At 71.0% G+C, this 18,245-nt stretch carries 15 protein-coding genes; 12 read left to right on the forward strand and 3 right to left on the reverse strand.

The annotated features are described in order from the left end of the window. Positions 1-26 precede the first annotated feature (26 nt). The 5 genes from OG462_RS34220 to OG462_RS34240 all read left to right on the forward strand — a co-directional run bounded on the left by OG462_RS34220 (position 27) and on the right by OG462_RS34240 (position 4,765). Positions 27-1,046, forward strand: coding sequence for a sugar ABC transporter substrate-binding protein (locus OG462_RS34220; RefSeq protein ID WP_406063702.1), 1,020 nt, complete (start codon positions 27-29; stop codon positions 1,044-1,046). Then, on the forward strand, positions 1,043-2,113 hold the full coding sequence (locus OG462_RS34225) for an ABC transporter permease (RefSeq protein WP_406063704.1): 1,071 nt from the start codon (positions 1,043-1,045) through the stop codon (positions 2,111-2,113). Before OG462_RS34220 ends, OG462_RS34225 begins: the two co-directional genes overlap by 4 nt. Continuing rightward, positions 2,110-2,916, forward strand: a complete 807-nt coding sequence (locus tag OG462_RS34230) for an ATP-binding cassette domain-containing protein (protein WP_406063706.1) — start codon at positions 2,110-2,112, stop codon at positions 2,914-2,916. The genes OG462_RS34225 and OG462_RS34230 overlap by 4 nt, the downstream gene beginning before the upstream one ends. A gap of 68 nt (positions 2,917-2,984) precedes the next feature. Next, positions 2,985-4,190, forward strand: coding sequence for an ROK family glucokinase (locus OG462_RS34235; protein ID WP_406063708.1), 1,206 nt, complete (start codon positions 2,985-2,987; stop codon positions 4,188-4,190). Then, positions 4,187-4,765: a hypothetical protein gene (locus tag OG462_RS34240; RefSeq protein ID WP_406063710.1), complete on the forward strand. Its 579-nt coding sequence runs from the start codon at positions 4,187-4,189 to the stop codon at positions 4,763-4,765. Before OG462_RS34235 ends, OG462_RS34240 begins: the two co-directional genes overlap by 4 nt. 88 nt (positions 4,766-4,853) lie before the next feature. Here the strand turns inward: OG462_RS34240 and OG462_RS34245 are convergent, their stop codons facing one another. Further along, entirely contained in the window at positions 4,854-5,294 is a 441-nt protein-coding gene (locus OG462_RS34245) for a MarR family winged helix-turn-helix transcriptional regulator (protein ID WP_406063712.1), read from the reverse strand. Positions 5,295-5,464: 170 nt separating this feature from the next. On the opposite strand from OG462_RS34245, the gene OG462_RS34250 reads away from it, so the two are divergent. The 7 genes from OG462_RS34250 (at position 5,465) to OG462_RS34280 (ending at position 16,466) form a co-directional block, all read left to right on the forward strand. Continuing rightward, a complete protein-coding gene (locus OG462_RS34250; RefSeq protein WP_406063713.1) occupies positions 5,465-6,994 on the forward strand; it encodes an MFS transporter in 1,530 nt (509 codons plus the stop codon). Between the two features lie 435 nt (positions 6,995-7,429). Further along, positions 7,430-7,648, forward strand: coding sequence for a hypothetical protein (locus OG462_RS34255; RefSeq protein ID WP_406063715.1), 219 nt, complete (start codon positions 7,430-7,432; stop codon positions 7,646-7,648). A gap of 130 nt (positions 7,649-7,778) precedes the next feature. Next, on the forward strand, positions 7,779-8,585 hold the full coding sequence (locus tag OG462_RS34260) for a hypothetical protein (protein WP_406063717.1): 807 nt from the start codon (positions 7,779-7,781) through the stop codon (positions 8,583-8,585). 43 nt (positions 8,586-8,628) lie between these two features. Further along, positions 8,629-10,929: an NHLP family bacteriocin export ABC transporter peptidase/permease/ATPase subunit gene (locus tag OG462_RS34265; RefSeq protein ID WP_406063719.1), complete on the forward strand. Its 2,301-nt coding sequence runs from the start codon at positions 8,629-8,631 to the stop codon at positions 10,927-10,929. Position 10,930: 1 nt separating this feature from the next. Beyond that, positions 10,931-13,843 (forward strand): NHLP bacteriocin export ABC transporter permease/ATPase subunit, encoded by a 2,913-nt coding sequence (locus OG462_RS34270; RefSeq protein WP_406063721.1) that lies wholly within the window; start codon positions 10,931-10,933, stop codon positions 13,841-13,843. Positions 13,844-14,011: 168 nt separating this feature from the next. Continuing rightward, positions 14,012-14,566 (forward strand): hypothetical protein, encoded by a 555-nt coding sequence (locus OG462_RS34275; RefSeq protein WP_406063723.1) that lies wholly within the window; start codon positions 14,012-14,014, stop codon positions 14,564-14,566. 223 nt (positions 14,567-14,789) lie between these two features. Beyond that, positions 14,790-16,466 carry a long-chain-fatty-acid--CoA ligase gene (locus OG462_RS34280; protein ID WP_406063725.1) on the forward strand — a complete coding sequence of 559 codons (1,677 nt, stop codon included), beginning with the start codon at positions 14,790-14,792 and terminating at the stop codon, positions 16,464-16,466. Between the two features lie 139 nt (positions 16,467-16,605). Here OG462_RS34280 and OG462_RS34285 read toward each other — a convergent pair whose 3' ends face one another. Continuing rightward, on the reverse strand, positions 16,606-17,040 hold the full coding sequence (locus tag OG462_RS34285; RefSeq protein ID WP_406063727.1) for a hypothetical protein: 435 nt from the start codon (positions 17,038-17,040) through the stop codon (positions 16,606-16,608). Continuing rightward, positions 17,037-18,164 (reverse strand): flavin-containing monooxygenase, encoded by a 1,128-nt coding sequence (locus OG462_RS34290; protein WP_406063729.1) that lies wholly within the window; start codon positions 18,162-18,164, stop codon positions 17,037-17,039. The genes OG462_RS34285 and OG462_RS34290 overlap by 4 nt, the downstream gene beginning before the upstream one ends. Positions 18,165-18,245: the final 81 nt, after the last annotated feature.

The raw sequence follows: 18,245 nt of genomic DNA on the forward strand, positions 1-18,245 counted from the left end.
AAGGACACAAAGGAGGGCACGGCCTCGTGACCAGGCTTCGGACAGGAGGGGTACGCGCCGCAGTCGGCGCCGTGCTCGCGCTCGCGCTCACAGGGGCGCTCGCCGGGTGCAGCAGCACCGGCGGAAAGCGGGCGGAGGACGCCCGCAAGGCCGCCGAGGCCCAGGGCAGGGCGGCCGTCGACACCCCCCGCTGGACCTTCGCCATGGTGACCCACTCGGGTGACGGCGACACCTTCTGGGACATCGTCCAGAAGGGCGCCAAGCAGGCCGCCGTCAAGGACAACATCAACTTCCTCTACGCCCACAGCGACGAGGCCCAGCAGCAGGCGCAGCTGATCGACTCGTACGTCGCCAAGGGCGTCGACGGTCTGATCGTCACCCTCGCCAAGCCCGACGCCATGAAGGCCGCCGTCGAGAAGGCCGTCAAGGCGGGCATCCCGGTGATCACCGTGAACTCGGGCGCCGCGCAGTCCAAGGCGTACGGGGCGCTCAGCCACATCGGCCAGGACGAGACCGTCGCCGGCGAGGCCGTCGGCGAGGAGCTCGACAAGCGGGGCAAGAAGAAGGCGCTCTGCGTCCTGCACGAGCAGGGCAACGTCGGCCACGAGCAGCGCTGCGCCGGAACGAAGAAGACCTTCGACGGCGAGCTCGTCAACCTCTACGTCGACGGCACCAACATGCCGGACGTCAAGGCCTCCATCGAGGCCAAGCTCCAGTCCGACAAGGACGTGGACGCCGTCGTGACCCTCGGCGCCCCCTTCGCCGATGCCGCCGTCCAGGCCGCCAAGAGCGCCGGGAGCAAGGCCGAGATCGACACCTTCGACCTCAACGCCAAGGTCGCGACCTCCCTCCAGGCCGGCACCCTCGGCTTCGCCGTCGACCAGCAGCCCTACCTCCAGGGCTACGAGGCCGTCGACCTGCTCTGGCTGTACCGCTACAACGCCAACGTCCTCGGCGGCGGCAAGCCGGTCCTGACCGGCCCGCAGATCATCACCAAGGACGACGCCGCGAAGCTCGTCGAGTACGCGGAGCGGGGCACCCGATGAGTTCCACCGCCCCGGTGTCCGGACCCTCGGGCCCCTCCGGCATCGACCACGTCGACGAGCGGCTGCTGCGCACCACCCCGCTGAAGAAGCTGCTCGCCCGCCCCGAGCTCGGCTCGGTCGTCGGCGCGATCGCCGTCTTCGTCTTCTTCTCGGTGGCGGCCGACAGCTTTCTGAACCCGTCCAGCCTCGGGACCGTGCTCTACGCGGCCTCCACCATCGGCATCATGGCGGTCCCGGTCGCGCTGCTCATGATCGGCGGCGAGTTCGACCTGTCCGCCGGTGTCATGGTCACCAGCTCGGCCCTGATCTCGTCGATGTTCAGCTACCAGATGACGGCGAACGTCTGGGTCGGCGTCGGCGTCTCGCTGCTCGTCACCCTGGCGATCGGCGTCTTCAACGGCTTCATGCTGACCCGTACGAAGCTGCCCAGCTTCATCATCACGCTCGGCACCTTCCTCATGCTGACCGGCCTGAACCTGGGCCTCACCAAGCTCATCAGCGGCACCGTCTCCACCAAGACCATCGCCGACATGGAGGGCTTCGACTCCGCCCGCAAGCTCTTCGCCTCGCAGGTGACCATCGGCGGCGTCGAGTTCAAGGTCACCATCCTGTGGTGGCTCGGCCTGGTCGCGCTCGCCACCTGGATCCTGCTCCGCACCCGCTTCGGCAACTGGATCTTCGCGGTCGGCGGCGGCGCCGACGCGGCCCGCGCGGTCGGCGTCCCGGTCTACCGGACGAAGATCGGCCTCTACATGGGCGTGGCGTTCTGCGCCTGGATCTCCGGCCAGCACCTGCTCTTCTCCTTCGACGTCGTCCAGTCGGGCGAAGGCGTCGGGAACGAGCTGATCTACATCATCGCGGCCGTCATCGGCGGCTGTCTGATCACCGGCGGATACGGCTCCGCCATCGGCTCGGCGGTCGGCGCCCTCATCTTCGGCATGACCAGCAAGGGCATCGTGTACGCCGAGTGGAACCCGGACTGGTTCAAGTTCTTCCTGGGAGCGATGCTCCTCCTGGCGACCCTGCTGAACGCCTGGATCCGCAAGCGCGTGGAGGCCACCAAGTGACGACGGCCACGAAGACCGAGTCCGCTCCCCTCGTCGAGCTCGACGACGTCAGCAAGTACTACGGCAACATCCGCGCCCTCGAAGGGGTCTCCCTGGAGGTCCGCTCCGGCGAGATCTCCTGCGTCCTCGGCGACAACGGCGCCGGCAAGTCCACCCTCATCAAGATCGTCGCCGGACTCCACCGGCACGACGCGGGCACCTTCCGCATCGAGGGCGAGGAGGTCACCCTCGCCAACCCGCGCGACGCCCTCGACCGGGGCATCGCCACCGTCTACCAGGACCTCGCCGTCGTCCCGCTCATGCCGGTCTGGCGGAACTTCTTCCTCGGTTCCGAGCCCACCAAGGGCTCCGGCCCCTTCAAGCGGCTCGATGTCGACCTGATGCGACGGACCACCCGCGAGGCGCTGCTCCGCATGGGCATCGACCTGCGCGACGTCGACCAGCCCATCGGCACCCTCTCCGGCGGCGAGCGGCAGTGCGTGGCCATCGCCCGGGCCGTCCACTTCGGCGCCAAGGTCCTCGTCCTCGACGAGCCGACCGCCGCGCTCGGCGTCAAGCAGTCCGGCGTCGTCCTGAAGTACGTGGCCGCCGCCCGCGACCAGGGGCTCGGCGTGGTTCTCATCACCCACAACCCGCACCACGCCTACCTCGTCGGCGACCGGTTCGTCCTGCTCAAGCGCGGGGTGATGGCCGGCAGCCACACCAAGGGCTCCGTCACACTCGACGAGTTGACCCGGCAGATGGCCGGCGGCACCGAGCTGGAGGACCTCCGCCACGAACTGGAGCGTCCGTCCGGAACGTGACGGTCTCCTCCCGCGCCCGTCCATGATGTAACGGCCCCTTGACACCCCACCTGGCAGAATCGGAGCCGATGAGTACCTACCGCGACCGCGCGCTCCCCCAAGCTCTGCGAGCAGGGGGTGGCTCCAGGGGCTCCGCCCGCGGCACCGTGCTGCGGACCGTCGGCACCCGGGAGCGGCGCTCCCATCTGACGGCGCCCCGGGTGCCGACCGTCGGCATCGACATCGGCGGTACGAAGGTGATGGCCGGTGTCGTCGACGCCGACGGCAACATCCTGGAGAAGCTCCGCACGGAGACCCCGGACAAGTCCAAGAGCGCCAAGGTCGTCGAGGACACCATCGTCGAACTGGTCCTGGACCTCTCCGACCGGCACGACGTGCACGCCGTCGGCATCGGCGCGGCCGGCTGGGTGGACGCCGAGCGCGCCACCGTGCTCTTCGCCCCGCACCTCGCCTGGCGCAACGAGCCCCTCCGGGACGCCCTCCAGAGCCGTCTCGCCGTCCCCGTCATGGTCGACAACGACGCCAACACCGCCGCCTGGGCCGAGTGGCGCTTCGGCGCCGGCCGCGGCGAGGACCACCTCGTCATGATCACCCTCGGCACCGGCATCGGCGGCGCCATCCTGGAGGGCGGCCAGGTCAAGCGCGGCAAGTACGGGGTCGCCGGCGAGTTCGGCCATATGCAGGTCGTCCCCGGTGGCCACCGCTGCCCCTGCGGCAACCGCGGCTGCTGGGAGCAGTACAGCTCCGGCAACGCCCTGGTCCGCGAGGCCCGCGAGCTGGCCGCGGCCGACTCCCCGGTCGCGTACGGGATCATCGAACGGGTCAAGGGCAACGTCCCCGAGATCACCGGACCGCTCATCACCGAGCTCGCCCGCGAGGGCGACGCCATGTGCATCGAGCTGTTCCAGGACATCGGCCAGTGGCTCGGCGTCGGCATCGCCAACCTCGCCGCCGCCCTCGACCCCTCCTGCTTCGTCATCGGCGGCGGCGTCTCGGCCGCCGACGACCTGCTCATCGGCCCCGCGAGGGACTCCTTCCGCCGCCACCTCACCGGCCGCGGCTACCGCCCCGAGGCCCGCATCATCCGCGCCCAGCTCGGCCCCGAGGCGGGCATGGTCGGCGCCGCCGACCTCGCCCGGCTCGTCGCCCGCCGCTTCCGCCGCGCCAACCGGCGCCGGGTGGAGCGGTACGAACGGTACGAGCGTTACGCCCAGGCCCTGCGCAACGGGACCTCGGGCCGGGCCGCCCGTACCCCCGAGGACCCGCCTTCATGACCGTGCCCCACCAGTCCACCCCTCCGCGCACCCCGCAGGACAAGCTGCCCGAGGACCGGCGCCACATGATCCGCCGCCGCTGGCTGACGGCGATCATCATCGTGCTGCTCGTGGGCATTCCGGCCGGCTATCTCGTCATCTCGGCAGGTCAGAGCCGCGACAGCGGCCGCGACAAGGAACGCGAGTCCTCGGCGGCCGGCCTCCAGACGAACTGGCCCTCGCTGATGAAGCGCCGGGTCTTCGAGGTCCCGGTCCCCGCCGGGGCCTGGGACGTCGCCTACTACGAGACCAGCAACTGGAAGACCAGCCGGCTGTACGTCCAGTTCACGACGACCGCCGCCGGCCTCGACGGCTTCCTCGCCGAGTCCGGCACCGGCCGAGCGGAACTCACCCCGGGCCGGATCACCGTCGGCGAACGCGACGCCGACATCGCGGGCTGGACCTTCGCCGAGGGCATGAACTGGGCGGGCACGACGGTGAAGCACGAGAAACCGCGCCCGACGACCGACCTCACGGTCGACCTCACCGACCCGGCGTTCCCCCGGGTCTACGCGGTCTCGACGACGAGCCCCTGACAGCGGGCGAATCAGCGGACACCGGTCGCGTCAGCGGCAGCCGGGGTCTGTTCCGAGGATCTGGCAAGAGCGCCCGACCGTCCTGCGGTCAGGCGTTCTTCTCCATGCCCGGGCGCAGGCGGGCCAGCAGGGCGTAGAGGGTGGTGGTCTCGTCCGCGTCGAGGGTGTCGAGTGCCCCGCTGGTGGCCTGCATCTCCTCGCGGACGCGGCGGATGATGTCCCGGCCCTCGTCGGTCGCCACGACGTTCTTGACGCGGCGGTCGGAGGGGTCGGGCTCGCGGCGGACCAGGGAGCGGGCCTCCAGGCGGTCGATGATGCCGGTGACGTTGGAGGCGTCGCACACGAGCAGGGTGGCGAGGGCACGCATCGGCAGCGGGCCGTTGAGCTGAGCGAGGACCTTGGCCTGGGTGGAGGTCAGACCGTGGTGGGCCGCGGCGGCCGCGAAGTCGCGCCACTGGGCCGTGCCGATGGCGGCGAGGAGCTCCATGAGCTGGAGCCTGGTGGGGGTCTGGGAGGTCGTCGCGCTCATGGGTCGAGCGTACTCAGAACACTTGACATTATCAATTGTTTACTTGACCACCTCAAGTATCCCGGTCTAACGTCGACGAAGTACTTGATGACATCAAACATCGACGATCTGAAGCAGTGACGCTCCGAAGCGCCGACGTTGCCGAAGCACTGAAAAGGCCCTCCTCTGCCATGAGCCACGCCCCCACGCCGTCCGCCGCCGATCCGCGGCGCGAGACGGTCATCGTCTTCGCCCTGAGCCTCGCCGCCATGGTCGTCTCGATGATGCAGACCCTGCCGGTCCCGATCCTCGGCCTCATCCGCACCGACCTCGGCACCTCGACCGCCAACGTCAGCTGGGTGACCACCGCCACGCTGCTCTCCGCCGCCGTCTTCACCCCGCTGCTCGGCCGCTTCGGCGACCAGCACGGCAAGAAGCCCACCCTGGTCGCCGTGCTCGGCGTCATGGTCGTCGGCTCCGTCGTCGCCGCCCTCGCGACCTCGCTGCCCCTGCTGATCCTCGGCCGCGTCCTCCAGGGCGCCGCCACCGCGATCTTCCCGCTCGCCCTGTCCGTGCTGCGCGAAGAGGTCAGGCCGCAGAAGCTGCCCGGCGCCATGTCGCTGGTCAGCGGCACCCTCGCCTTCGGCAGCGGCCTCGCGCTCGTCGCGACCGGCCTGCTCACCTCCGGCTCCGACGCCGACTACCGCAGCGCCTTCTGGATGGCGACCGGCTTCGCGGCGCTCGCCCTGCTCGCGGTCGTCTTCCTCGTCCCCGCGACCCGCCACAAGACGGGCGGCCGGACCGACTTCCTCGGCGCGCTGACCCTCGGCATCACCCTGCTGCTGCTCCTGCTGCCCATCTCGCAGGGCCACGAGTGGGGCTGGGCCTCGGCCCGCACGCTCGGCAGCTTCGCCGGCGCGGCGGTCATGGCCGTCGTCTGGGTGCTCACGGAACAGAAGGTCCGCGAACCGCTCGTCGACATGAAGATGTTCGTCCACCGTCCCGTGCTCATGGCCAACCTGGCCGGCATCCTCGTCGGCTTCGGCATGTTCGCGAACTTCCTGGGCGTCTCGTACCTGGTCCAGATGCCCGAGGCCCTCACCGGCTACGGCTTCGACGCCTCCATCCTGCGCGCCTCGGTCCAGTTCCTGCTGCCCGGCGCGATCGTCTCGCTGCTCGCCTCCCCGATCGGCGGTCAGCTGGTCCGCCACCGCGGCCCGCGCACGGCCCTCGCGCTGGCCGCCGGCCTCGGCGCCGTCGGCTTCGCCTGGCTCGCCCTCGACCACGGCCACACGGTGTCGGTGATCGGAGCGGGGGTCGTCGTCGGCGCGGCCGTCAGCTTCGGTTACGCGGCCATGCCGGCCGTCATCATGTCGAGCGTCCCGCACCACCAGAGCGGCATCGCGAACGGCATCAACTCCATCTCCCGCTCCACGGGCAGCGCGATCGGCAGCGCGGTCGTCACCACGATCCTCGCCTCGCAGACGATCGAGCACCTTCCGGCCGGGGTCCCGCCCCTGCCGGCGGAGTCCGGCTTCACCCTCACCTTCTGGATCGGTGCCACGGCGTTCGCCCTGGTCGCGGTGATCGCGGGCCTGGGTCTGCGTGGGCGCGCCGCGCCCCACCCGGCTGCCGCGCCCGCGCCCGCGCCTGCGCCCGAGTCCGAGTCCGAGTCCGCGACCGCCCCCGCTCCGGCTACGGAGAAGGCGACGGCGTCCTAGGCGAGGTCCGCTTCGCCGGAGCGGCGCTCGGGGTTCGGTCGACACCTGCTGTGTCGACGTCCTCACCGAGCGTCGCTCCGGCGAATCTTCACATGGTGGGAGTGGAGGGAACCCTTCCCCTTACATCGTTCCGCCGTGCGCCGGCCGTACTCCCGCCGTTTGAGGGGTCTATGTCCCCTTGCGTTCCGCCGGCGCGACAGAGGGTCGATTTCTGTTACTCGATCCTGCGGAGAACCTGTGGCGATCTGCCGGTGATCTGTCAAATAGATCGAAACGCCCTTCGTTTCGGTGATGAATTCGTGTGCCACGGCACGTCAACTCGGTTGGCCGGGCAACCCGTTCGCGTGCTTACATCTGCACATCGCGGCTGCCGTCGGAACGGTGCTTGATTCCGGCCGGGATAAAACATTCACATGAATTGAAGGGTGCGCCCACATGCGTAACGACATCGAGACCCGTGAGATCGCCGACGCCGAGCTGGACGCCGTTTCCGGCGGCCTTTCCATCTCCGGTGGCCTCGCCGGCGCCGTGGTCGGCGACGTCAGCACCGTCCTCGGCACCGTGACCTCCCTCCAGACGGTCCAGGGCGTGCAGGCCCTGCCGGGCGTCGTCACCGGCCTCGCCGGTGTCAACGTCGGTATCGCCGGTATCTGAGCGGTATATCCGTGAACCCCGGAACGCTTTCCCGTTCCGGGGTTCACGGCTGCCCGCCACGCCCTTGGCCGGTGGGCTTCGGCCGGTCAATTCGGCAGCCCCGTAAAGAATGCAGTCGAAGGAAGAGTCCGTGCAGTTCCGTCAGAAGGCGCTTTCTAAGCTGCAATCGCCCGAAGAACTCGACCTGCCCGTACGGTTCGCGCGCCCGCAGGGCCGGCTCGTGCTGGCCGTCACCGTCGTGGTCATGGCCGCCGCGAGCTTCTGGGCATTCACCGGATCCGTGTCCCCCAAGCTGAGCGCACCCGGCGTCCTCACCCGTGCCGAGGGCAGTTACCTCCTGCAGAGCCCGTTCGCGGGACAGGTCACCGCGGTCCTCGCCGAGGAGGGCCAGCTGGTGTCCCCGGGCGCACCCCTCCTCAGGGTCCGGACGGGTCAGGGGGACCGGGACGTCCGCGTGGTCGACGGAGGGCGGGTGACGACCCTCCTCGCCAAGACCGGTCTCGTCGTCACCACCGGCGCCGACGTCGCGACCGTGGAACGCGTGAAGAACCCGGACGACCCGCTGGTGGCCATGCTCTACGTGCCCGGCGGCAGCGGCGCGTCGATCCCCGTCGGCGCCCAGGTCGACCTCGGCGTCCAGTCCGCACCCCAGCAGAGGTTCGGCGTACTGCGCGGCCGGGTCAAGGCGGTCGGCCGCGCCCCCCAGACACCGGCGCAGATCAGCGGCTTCCTCGGCGACAGCGGGCTCGCCGCGCAGTTCGCCCGGCAGGGCAACCCCGTCGCGGTGCTCGTACAACTGGAGCGCTCGACCGCGACCCCGTCCGGCTACCGGTGGTCCTCGGCGGACGGGCCCCCGTACGCCGTCGACTCCACGACACCCGTCACCGGAACCGTCCACCTCGCCGCGCAGCGCCCTGTCGATTGGCTGCTTCCGTGACCGCGTCGCCCGACACGACTCCCCAGCTCGATTGGCTCCGCCCGTGACCGCGTCGCCCGACACGACTTCCCCGCTCCCGTCCGCCGGGCAGCGGCGCCGCCGTCCCGCGCCCCAGGGCGGTGCCCGTCGCCGCCGCCCGGAGCCGGCCGGCCGGAACCCCCGGCGGCGCCGGCCCGTCCCCAAGGGCCGTACGCCCCGCCCCGTACGCACCCCCACCGTGCTGCAGATGGAGGCCGTGGAGTGCGGCGCCGCCGCGCTCGCCATGGTGCTCGGTCACTACGGCCGGTTCGTCGCCCTGGAGGAGCTGCGCATCGCCTGTGGCGTCTCCCGCGACGGGTCCCGCGCCAGCAACCTCCTCAAGGCCGCACGCGGTTACGGCCTGAAGGCCAAGGGCATGCAGATGGATCTGGCCGCGCTCGCCGGCGTGGGCCCCCCGGCCATCCTGTTCTGGGAGTTCAACCACTACGTCGTCTACGAGGGCATCGGGCGCCGCCTCGGCCGCCGGGGCGTGTACATCAACGACCCGGCCAAGGGCCGGCGGTTCGTCCCCATGGACGAGTTCGACACCAGTTTCACCGGCGTCGTGCTCACCTTCGAGCCCGGCGAGGGCTTCCGCCGCACCGGGCGCAGGCCCGGCGTCATGGGCGCGATGCCGGCCCGCCTGCGCGGCACGTCGGGCACCCTGCTCGCCGCCGTGCTCGCCAGCCTCCTCCTCGTCGTGGTCGGCGCGGCGGTGCCCGCGCTGAGCCGTACGTACATCGACATGTTCCTGATCGGCGAGCAGACGTCCCTGCTCGGCGTGCTCTTCGCGTCGATGGCGGCGGCCCTGGTCCTCACGGCGGTGCTCACCTCCCTGCAGCAGTCCAATCTGCTGCGCGGCCGCATCATCTCCTCCACGCTGGGCAGCGCCCGCTTCCTGCGGCATCTGCTCAGACTCCCCGTCGCCTTCTTCTCCCAGCGCAACCCGGCCGACCTGGTCCAGCGCCTGCAGTCCAACGACGCGGTCGCCGAGACGCTGGCACGGGACCTCGCCGCCGCCGGCGTGGACGCGGTGGTCGTGGTCCTCTACGCGGTGCTCCTGTGGACGTACGACCCTCAGCTGACGGTCGTCGGCATCGGCATCGCGCTGCTCAACGTCGTGGCCATGCGGATCGTGATCCATGTGAGGGCCACCGACACCCAGAAGCTGCGCGCCGAGAGCGCCCGGCTGACCAACACCTCGTACAGCGGCCTGCAGCTCATCGAGACGATGAAGGCCACCGGCGGCGAGAACGGCTTCTTCCGTCGCTGGGCGGGCCAGCACGCCGTCACCCTCGACGTGCAGCAGCGCCTCGGCGTGCCCAGCATGTGGCTGGCGATCGTCGCCCCCACCCTCGCCGCGCTCAACAGCGCGCTGATCCTGATGATCGGCGGCCTGCGCGCGGTGGAGGGTCACCTCTCCGTCGGACTGCTCGTCGCCTTCCAGGCGCTGGTCACCAGTTTCACCGCGCCGATCACCCGCCTCAACGGTGTGGCCGGACGCATCCAGGACTTCGCGGCGGACGTCGCCCGCCTGAAGGACGTCGAGAACTTCCCCGTCGACCCGCTCTACTCGCGGCGCGAGCCCGCCGCCGCCACCCGCCGCCTCAAGGGCCACGTGGTCCTCGACGGCATCACCTTCGGCTACAGCCCGCTCGACGCCCCGCTCCTGAAGGACTTCTCGCTCTCGGTCGGCCCCGGGCAGCAGGTCGCGCTCGTCGGGGGCTCCGGCAGCGGCAAGTCCACCGTCTCGCGGCTGATATCCGGCCTGTACGCGCCCTGGGAGGGCACCATCCGCATCGACGGCATGCGGCTCGAGGACATCCCGCGAGGCGCGCTCGCCGCCTCCGTCTCCTTCGTCGACCAGGACGTCTTTCTCTTCGAGGGCACCGTCCGCGACAACGTCGCGCTGTGGGACCCCTCGATCCCCGACGAGGCGGTCGTGGCCGCCCTCGAGGACGCCGCCGTGTACGAGGTGATCGCGCGCCGCCCCGGCGGCATCCACAGCCGGGTCGAGCAGGACGGCCGCAACTTCTCCGGCGGCCAGCGCCAACGCCTGGAGATCGCACGGGCGTTGGTGCGCCGCCCCAGCGTCATGGTCCTGGACGAGGTGACCAGTGCCCTGGACGCGGCGACCGAGCGCCTCGTCATCGACAACCTGCGGCGCCGCGGCTGCGCCTGCGTGGTCATCGCCCACCGGCTGAGCACCGTCCGCGACAGCGACGAGATCGTCGTCCTGGACCGGGGCACGGTCGTCGAACGCGGGCGCCACGAGCACCTGCTCGCCGCGCGGGGCGCGTACGCCGAACTGGTCAAGGAGCACTGAGGTGACGTCCCCCCACCCCGCACCCGTCGCAGTGGACCCTGTCGTGGCCGCCCTGGGCGGACTCGGCTCGCCCGTCGACTGCACGAACATGCGCAGCCTGTCCCTGGAAGGGCCCCTGGTCCTGTGGCTCGTCGTCGAGGGCGAGCTGGACCTGTTCGCGATCGACGCCGCGCAGGAGGGCCACTGGCACTTCCTGGGCCGCCTCGCACCGGGCACGCTGCTGCTCGGCCCGGCCGAAGGCCCCGGACACACCCTGATCGGCCGCCCCCTGCAGGGCTGCCTGCTGCGCCGCATCGAGCTGCGCGAGCTGCCGTACGGGTACGGGGCGTACGGACCGGGGGAGCACGGGCAGGGGGAGTACGGATACGGGCAGGGCGAGTACGGATACGGGCAGGGGGAGTACGGCGTCGCCGAGGTGCCGTTGAGCCCCCTGGAGAACGCCTTCGCGCTCGGCATCGGGCGCGGCCTGCGCGTCCTCTACCAGGCTCCGCTGGAGAGCCGCGCCACCGCCGGCCCGGGCGCGGCCGACGACGACATCCTGTGGATGCAGATCAGCCCGGGCAGCGTCCAGTACAGCGCTGTGTACGAGGGCTACGACGGGTACGACACGGCGGCCGCGCTCCTCGTCGACGGGGCGATGTGGCAGGGCATGGTCGATCAGCAGTACCGGCTGCTGTACGCCCTGGACAACTGGATCGAGCAGGTCGAGCGCGCCCATGAGGACCGCACGGCGGCCGGCATCGAGGCCGGTGAGGCCGCCCGTACCCAGGCGGACCAGGCGCTGCTCGCCTCCATCGGCCGCTCCGGCGGCCGGTCGCGCAGGGCCTCCGGGCGCGGCGGGAGCGCCGCCGCCGATGACGCCGCCTTCGCCGTGTGCCGCCTGGTGGCCCGCGCGACGGGCATCACCCTGTCGGAACCGGTCGGGACCGGCGCCGACGCCGGGCGGATCGACCCCGTCGAACGCATCGCGCTCGCCTCTCGGATCCGCACCCGGGTCGTCAGCCTCCACGGGGCCTGGTGGCGCGAGAACAGCGGGCCCCTGGTGGGACGGCGCGAGGAGGACGGCGCGCCGGTCGCCCTGCTGTGGCGGCGCGGCGGATACGAGGCCGTCGACCCCGCCACCGGCAGCCGGGAGCGTGTCGGCAGCGCCGACGAGGGCACCTTCGAGCCGGCCGCCGTCATGTTCTACCGCCCGCTGCCCGACGGGAAGTTGGGCCTGCTGCGGCTGCTCCGCTTCAGTCTGCGGGGGACCGGCGGGGATCTGCGCAGCCTCCTCGTCGGCGGTCTGGTCGCCGTCGGCCTCGGCGCGCTCGTCCCCGTCGCCACCGGCAAGGTCCTCGGCGAGTACGTACCGCACGCCGAGGACAGCCTCATCGTGCAGACCGCGCTCGCACTCATCGCGACCAGCGTCGTCTCGGCCGCCTTCATGCTCCTGCAGAACATCGCCATCCTGCGCGTGGAGGGCCGCATCGAGGCCACGCTGCAACCAGCCGTCTGGGACCGGCTGTTGAGGCTGCCGGTGACGTTCTTCACCGGCAGCTCCACCGGGGAGCTGGCGAGCGCGGCCATGGGAGTGAGCGCCATCCGCAGCGTGCTGTCCGGCATCGGCTCGGTCTGCCTGCAGGCGAGCACCGTCGGCACGATGAACCTCGTCCTGCTCCTCTTCTACAGCGTGCCGCTGGCCATGGCCGCGCTCGCCATGCTGCTCGTCATCGCCTCGCTCTTCCTGGGGCTCGGACTCTGGCAGCTGCGCTACCAGCGGCAGCTGCTCGGGCTCGGCAACAAGCTCAACAACCAGGCGTTCCAGACCCTGCGCGGGCTGCCCAAGTTGCGCGTGGCCGCGGCCGAGAGCTTCGCCTACGCCGCCTGGGCACGCGAGTTCGCCCGCACCCGGGAGCTGCAGCAGCGGATCGGCCGGATCAAGAACGTCATCACGGTCCTCAACGCGGTCTGTCCGCCGCTGTGCATGCTCGTGATGTTCATGCTGCTCGCGGGACCGGCCCGGGGCAGCATGTCCGCCGCCGAGTTCCTCACCTTCAGCACCGCCGTGACGATCCTGCTGTCCTCGGTCACCCAGCTGACCGGCGCGCTCATCTCGGCCGCCGCCGTACAGCCGATGTTCGAGCAGATCGGGCCGGTCTTCCGGGAGACCCCCGAGGTACGCGGCTCCAGCACGCAGCCGGGGGTGCTGGGCGGAGGAGTCGAGGCGAAGAACCTGTCCTACCGGTACACCGAGGACGGTCCGCTCGTCCTGGACGACGTGTCGGTCCAGGTGCGGCCGGGCGAGTTCGTCGCGCTCGTCGGGGCCAGCGGCTGCGGCAAGTCGACCCTGCTCCGCCTGCTCATCGGCTTCGACAGGCCGGTCGCGGGCAGTGTGCTGTACGACGGGCAGGATCTGGCGGCGCTCGACCGGGCGGCCGTGCGCCGCCAGTGCGGCGTCGTCCTGCAGAACGCGCAGCCGTTCTCCGGATCGATCCTCGACTGCATCCGCGGGGCCGAGCCGTACGCACCGGAGGAGGCGTGGGAGGCGGCCGCCATGGCCGGTCTGGCCGAGGACATCAAGGCCATGCCGATGGGCATGCACACCATGCTGTCCGACGGCGGCGGCACGGTCTCGGGCGGCCAGCGCCAGCGGCTGATGATCGCCCAGGCCCTCATCCGCAAGCCGCGCATCCTCTTCCTGGACGAGGCCACCAGTGCCCTGGACAACGAGGCCCAGCGCGTGGTCATCGAGTCCACGCGCACGCTGCGCGCCACGCGCGTCGTGATCGCCCACCGGCTGTCCACGATCATGGACGCCGACCGGGTGATCGTCATGGCGGACGGCCGGGTCGCCCAGCAGGGACCGCCCGCCGATCTGCTCGCCGACACGAGCGGTCCGTTCCACGAGCTCGTACGCCGCCAGCTCGGCTGATCGACGGGCCGCGGCGGATACGTGGGGAGGGCATATTTCGGAATCCGAGCCTCCCGCACAGAAAAGGCCGAATGCCTCGACGGAAGGGTCTCCGATCGGGGAAGCTGTCCCCAACAGCCCCTCATATGGGCGCTGTTGAACATTTTCTGCATCATTCCGGGGGAGAAGATGACAAGACCCACTCGCCGTTGGCTCGCGCACGCGGCAGGCGTGGCAGCCGCGGCGGTACTGATAACCGGCGGTACGGCCGGCGTCACGTTCGCCGCCGAGACCGACCGCGCGGCCGTGGTCGCCGGCACGTGGTTGCCCACGGTCGACATCGCCTCGAACTTCGGCGTGGTCGCGACCCCGCATCCGGACACCGTCGGCTGCAACGGATACAACGTGGTCGGGACGGGGACCGCCACCGGCAAGCCGGTCGGCAGTGCCACCTGGGCGCAGACCGAGGTGGTGTGTCTCGCGACCATCCCCGGCAAGTACGACATCAAGGGGACGCTGACGCTCACCGAGGCCGACGGTGACAAGCTCAACTTCAGCTACGCGCTCACCGCGCCTGTGTCGACGGCCACCCTGGTCTACCCGACCGGAACGTTCAAGATCACCGGCGGCACGGGCAACTACGCGATGGTACGGGGCAGCGGCAAGATGAACGCCCGGGTCAACCTTCTCGATCACGATCACGTCAGCGCCACGCTGGTGGGCGACATCGAGTACCTGGGCTGATCCGACGCACTGACCTCAGGTCGGGCGGATGTGGGTGACGGCGGGCTGCCGTCACCCACCCTCAGGGCCAGCACCCTCAGGGCCAGCACCCTCAGGGCCAGCACCCTCAGGGCCAGCACCCTCAGAATCACCACCTTCAGAGCCGTCACCCACCCTCGGAGCCGGCTCCACCCTCGGAGCCGGCTTCGTCCTGCTGACGGCGCAACCTCCAAGGGGCCGCACCATGAAGAGCACGATGCAGGACCGCGAGCTGCTGGTCCGCGACCTCCTCGCACACGGGCAACGCGTCTACGGAGACAGCCGGGTGGTGCGATGTGCCGACGGGCGGACCGCACGGTCCTTACAGACCTTCGCCGACATCGCCGGCCAGGCCGAGCAACTCGCAGCGGCGTTGGCCAGGCTGGGCGTGCAGCTCGGCGAGCGGGTCGCCACACTGGCCTGGAACACCCCCGAACACCTGGTGGCCTATCTCGCCGTACCGAGCATGGGCGCCGTACTGCACACCCTCAACCTGCGCCTCCATCCCGACCAGTTGGGCTACATCGTCGAGCACGCCGAGGACGCCGTCCTCCTGGTCGACTCGACCCTCCAGGACATGCTCACCCCCCTGCGGGACCGGCTCGGCAGCGTACGCCACGTGGTCGTCATCGGCGGTGCGCCGGAGGTCGACCTGCCCGGGCACATCGCCGTGCACCGCTGGGACGAGCTCCTTGCGGCCGAGCGGCCCGGCTTCGTCTGGCCCGACCTGGACGAGCGGGAAGCGGCGGCGCTCTGTTACACCACCGGCACCACCGGCAACCCCAAGGGCGTGGCCTACAGCCACCGCTCGATCTCCCTGCACACGCTCGGCGTCTCGGGCGGCGCCGGGTTCGCGATGCACGACGGCGACCGCGTCCTGCCGATCGTGCCGATGTTCCACGCCAACGCCTGGGGCTGGCCGTACTCCGCCTGGCTGGCGGGCGCCGACCTGATCATGAACGGGCGCCAGCTGCACACCCCGGACCTGGCCCGGATCATCAACGAGGAGCGGCCCACCGCGGTGGCCGCCATCTGCACGATCTGGAACAGCCTGGTCCACCACGGCGAGCAGCACCCGCTGGACCTGAGCAGCGTACGGCTCGCGGGCTGCGGCGGTGCGACACCGCCCCGGGCCCTGCTCCAGCAGCTCAAGGACCGCTACGGGGTTAGCCTGAAGCAGGGCTGGGGACTGACCGAGACCAGCCCCCTGGCCACCTTCGCGGTCCCCCCGCACGGCACCCCGGACGAGGACGAGGTCGGCTGGCTCGCCAAGAGCGGCCGGGTGATGCCCTACGTCGAGGTGCGCCTGATCGCCGAGGACGGCACCGAACAGCCCTGGGACGGAACCTCGGTGGGCGAACTGGAGCTGCGCGGACCGTGGGTCACCGGGTCGTACTACAACACTCCGGACTCCCCGGAGAAGTTCCACGACGGCTGGCTGCGCACCGGCGACCTGGGAGTGATCGAGCCGGGTGGCTGGGTGGTGGTCAGCGACCGGCTCAAGGACGGCATCAAGAGCGGCGGCGAGTGGATCTCCACCATCGAGCTGGAGAACGCGATCATCGAGCACCCCGCGATCCTTGAGGCGATCGTGGTCGGTGTGCCCGACCCGCGCTGGGAGGAACGCCCCCTGGCCTGCGTCTCGTTGGTGCCGGGCGCCGAGGCCGACGGGGACGAGCTCCGGGAGTTCCTGACCGGGCGGGTGGCGCGCTGGTGGGTCCCGGAACGTTGGTCGTTCGTGGACGCGGTGCCCAAGACCAGCGTCGGCAAGTACGACAAGCGGGCGGTGCGAGCGCTGTACGCGGAAGGGGCGCTGGACGTCTGGGTCCCGCGCGCCCCCGCCGCGCAGGGCCCCACGGAGAGCGGGCCGCCGCAGGAGTGAACGGCGGAGCGGCGCGCCGGACGACCCGAACCACGTGGATCATCCGGCGCGCCGCTTGCCGCACGGCTCGGGCCGCCATTCGGTGCGCTGCTTCCCGTTCGCCTCAGGCCGCCATTCGGTGCGCCGCTTCCCGTACGCCTCAGGCCGTCATCCGGCGCGTCGCCTCGGTCAGCAACTCCCGCTGCTGGTCGAGGTCGAGGCCCAGCTCCCGTACCAGCCGGAGCGTCAGCACCAGACGGGCCTGGATCGTCGCCTCGGGATCCGGGTGCTCACCGCCGGGCGGCGTGCCCCCGTTCAGGCCGTCCGCCATCAGGCCCTCCAGGAACGCCGGGTCGAAGTCACCCGCGCCGGCGTCGAGCGAGCCGAGGAACTCCGCGACGTAACCGCCGATCTCCTGCGGTGTCGCGCCCTGCGGGAAGCGGCGACGCGCCGCGATCCCGAAGGCGGCGCCGACGGCCTGCCCGTAGTGCGGGTCGGTGGGGTCGAGGGCGGCGGACTTCTGTGCGAACCCGATGAAGTCGAACGCCAACAGTGCCCCCAGCACATCGAGTTCGGTGTCGGTGGCACTGGTCATGACGGCCGGCCTTCTGTCGTGGGCGGAGTGGTGGCGGTGGTGCGGGCGGCGGTGATCGCCGCCGCGACGTGCTCGGCATCCCGGCCGACGAAGCCGATCAGCGCCGAGCCGCGGGTACGCATCCGGTACAGCCCCAGGTAGTAGCTGCCGGGAAGCGCTCCCGTGCCCTCGGTGTGACGGGGCTGCCCGGCCTCGTCGAGCATGGCCGGGTCGAGCCAGCTCCAGTCGGTGCGGTAGCCGGTGGCCCAGATCACCGTGGACGGCTTGATGCGCTCACCGTCCGCGACGAGCAGTTCGGAGCCCTCGGCCGCGGTGATCCGCCCCACCGCCCGGATCCCGCCCGCCGCGACGAGCTCGGGCACGCGGTCGCCGACGATCGGGTCGGGGGCCTCCATGTTCACCGGCAGGCGCATCACGCCGAGGACGCTCATCCACCAGAACATGTCCCGTCCGAGGACGGTCTGCGGCAGGGGCGGCGAGACGGCCTCGCTGCAACTCAGCACCACACTGTGGGTCTTGGAAAGCTCCGCAGCTATCTGCCGACCGGAGTTGCCGTCCCCGACGACCACGACGGTGCCCGGCGGCACCTGCGACGGGCCCTGGTACTCACTGGTGTGCAGGGTGGGCACGTCCGGGCTCAGCCCGTCGGCGAAATCCGGGACGCGGGGGAGTCCGAACGCGCCGGTCGCGATCACGACCTGCTCGGCCCGGCACTCGCCGTGCGTGGTGGTCAGCAGATAGCCCCCACCGTCCCTGCGCACCGACAGCACCCGGTGGTCGGCAAGCACCGGAAGGCCGAACCGCTCGGCGTAGTCCCGAAGATACGCCACCACCTCGTCCTTGCCGGGGTAGTGCGCCCCGGGGCCGGGGAAGGCCAGGCCCGGCAGCCCGGAGAACTGCGCGGACGTGAACAGGGTCAGCGAGTCCCAGCGCCGCTCCCAGGTCTCGCCGACCTCGCTCCCCGCGTCGAGCAGCACACACCCCACGCCGGCCTGCCGCAGGTGGTACCCGACGGCGAGGCCGGACTGGCCCGCTCCGACGACTGCGACCGGCACGGTGGCCGGCAGCGCGCTCGTCGGCTCGCCCGCCTGCCGACCCTTCGGGTCGGCCTGATCAATTCGCATACCGAATGTCCTCACTTCTTGGACCAGGACCCGTGGAACCCGAAGGACCGGTCCGGGGTGGATCGGCCGGGCCGCCGCAGG

This window comes from Streptomyces sp. NBC_01077, assembly GCF_045162855.1.
GTDB lineage: Bacteria > Actinomycetota > Actinomycetes > Streptomycetales > Streptomycetaceae > Streptomyces.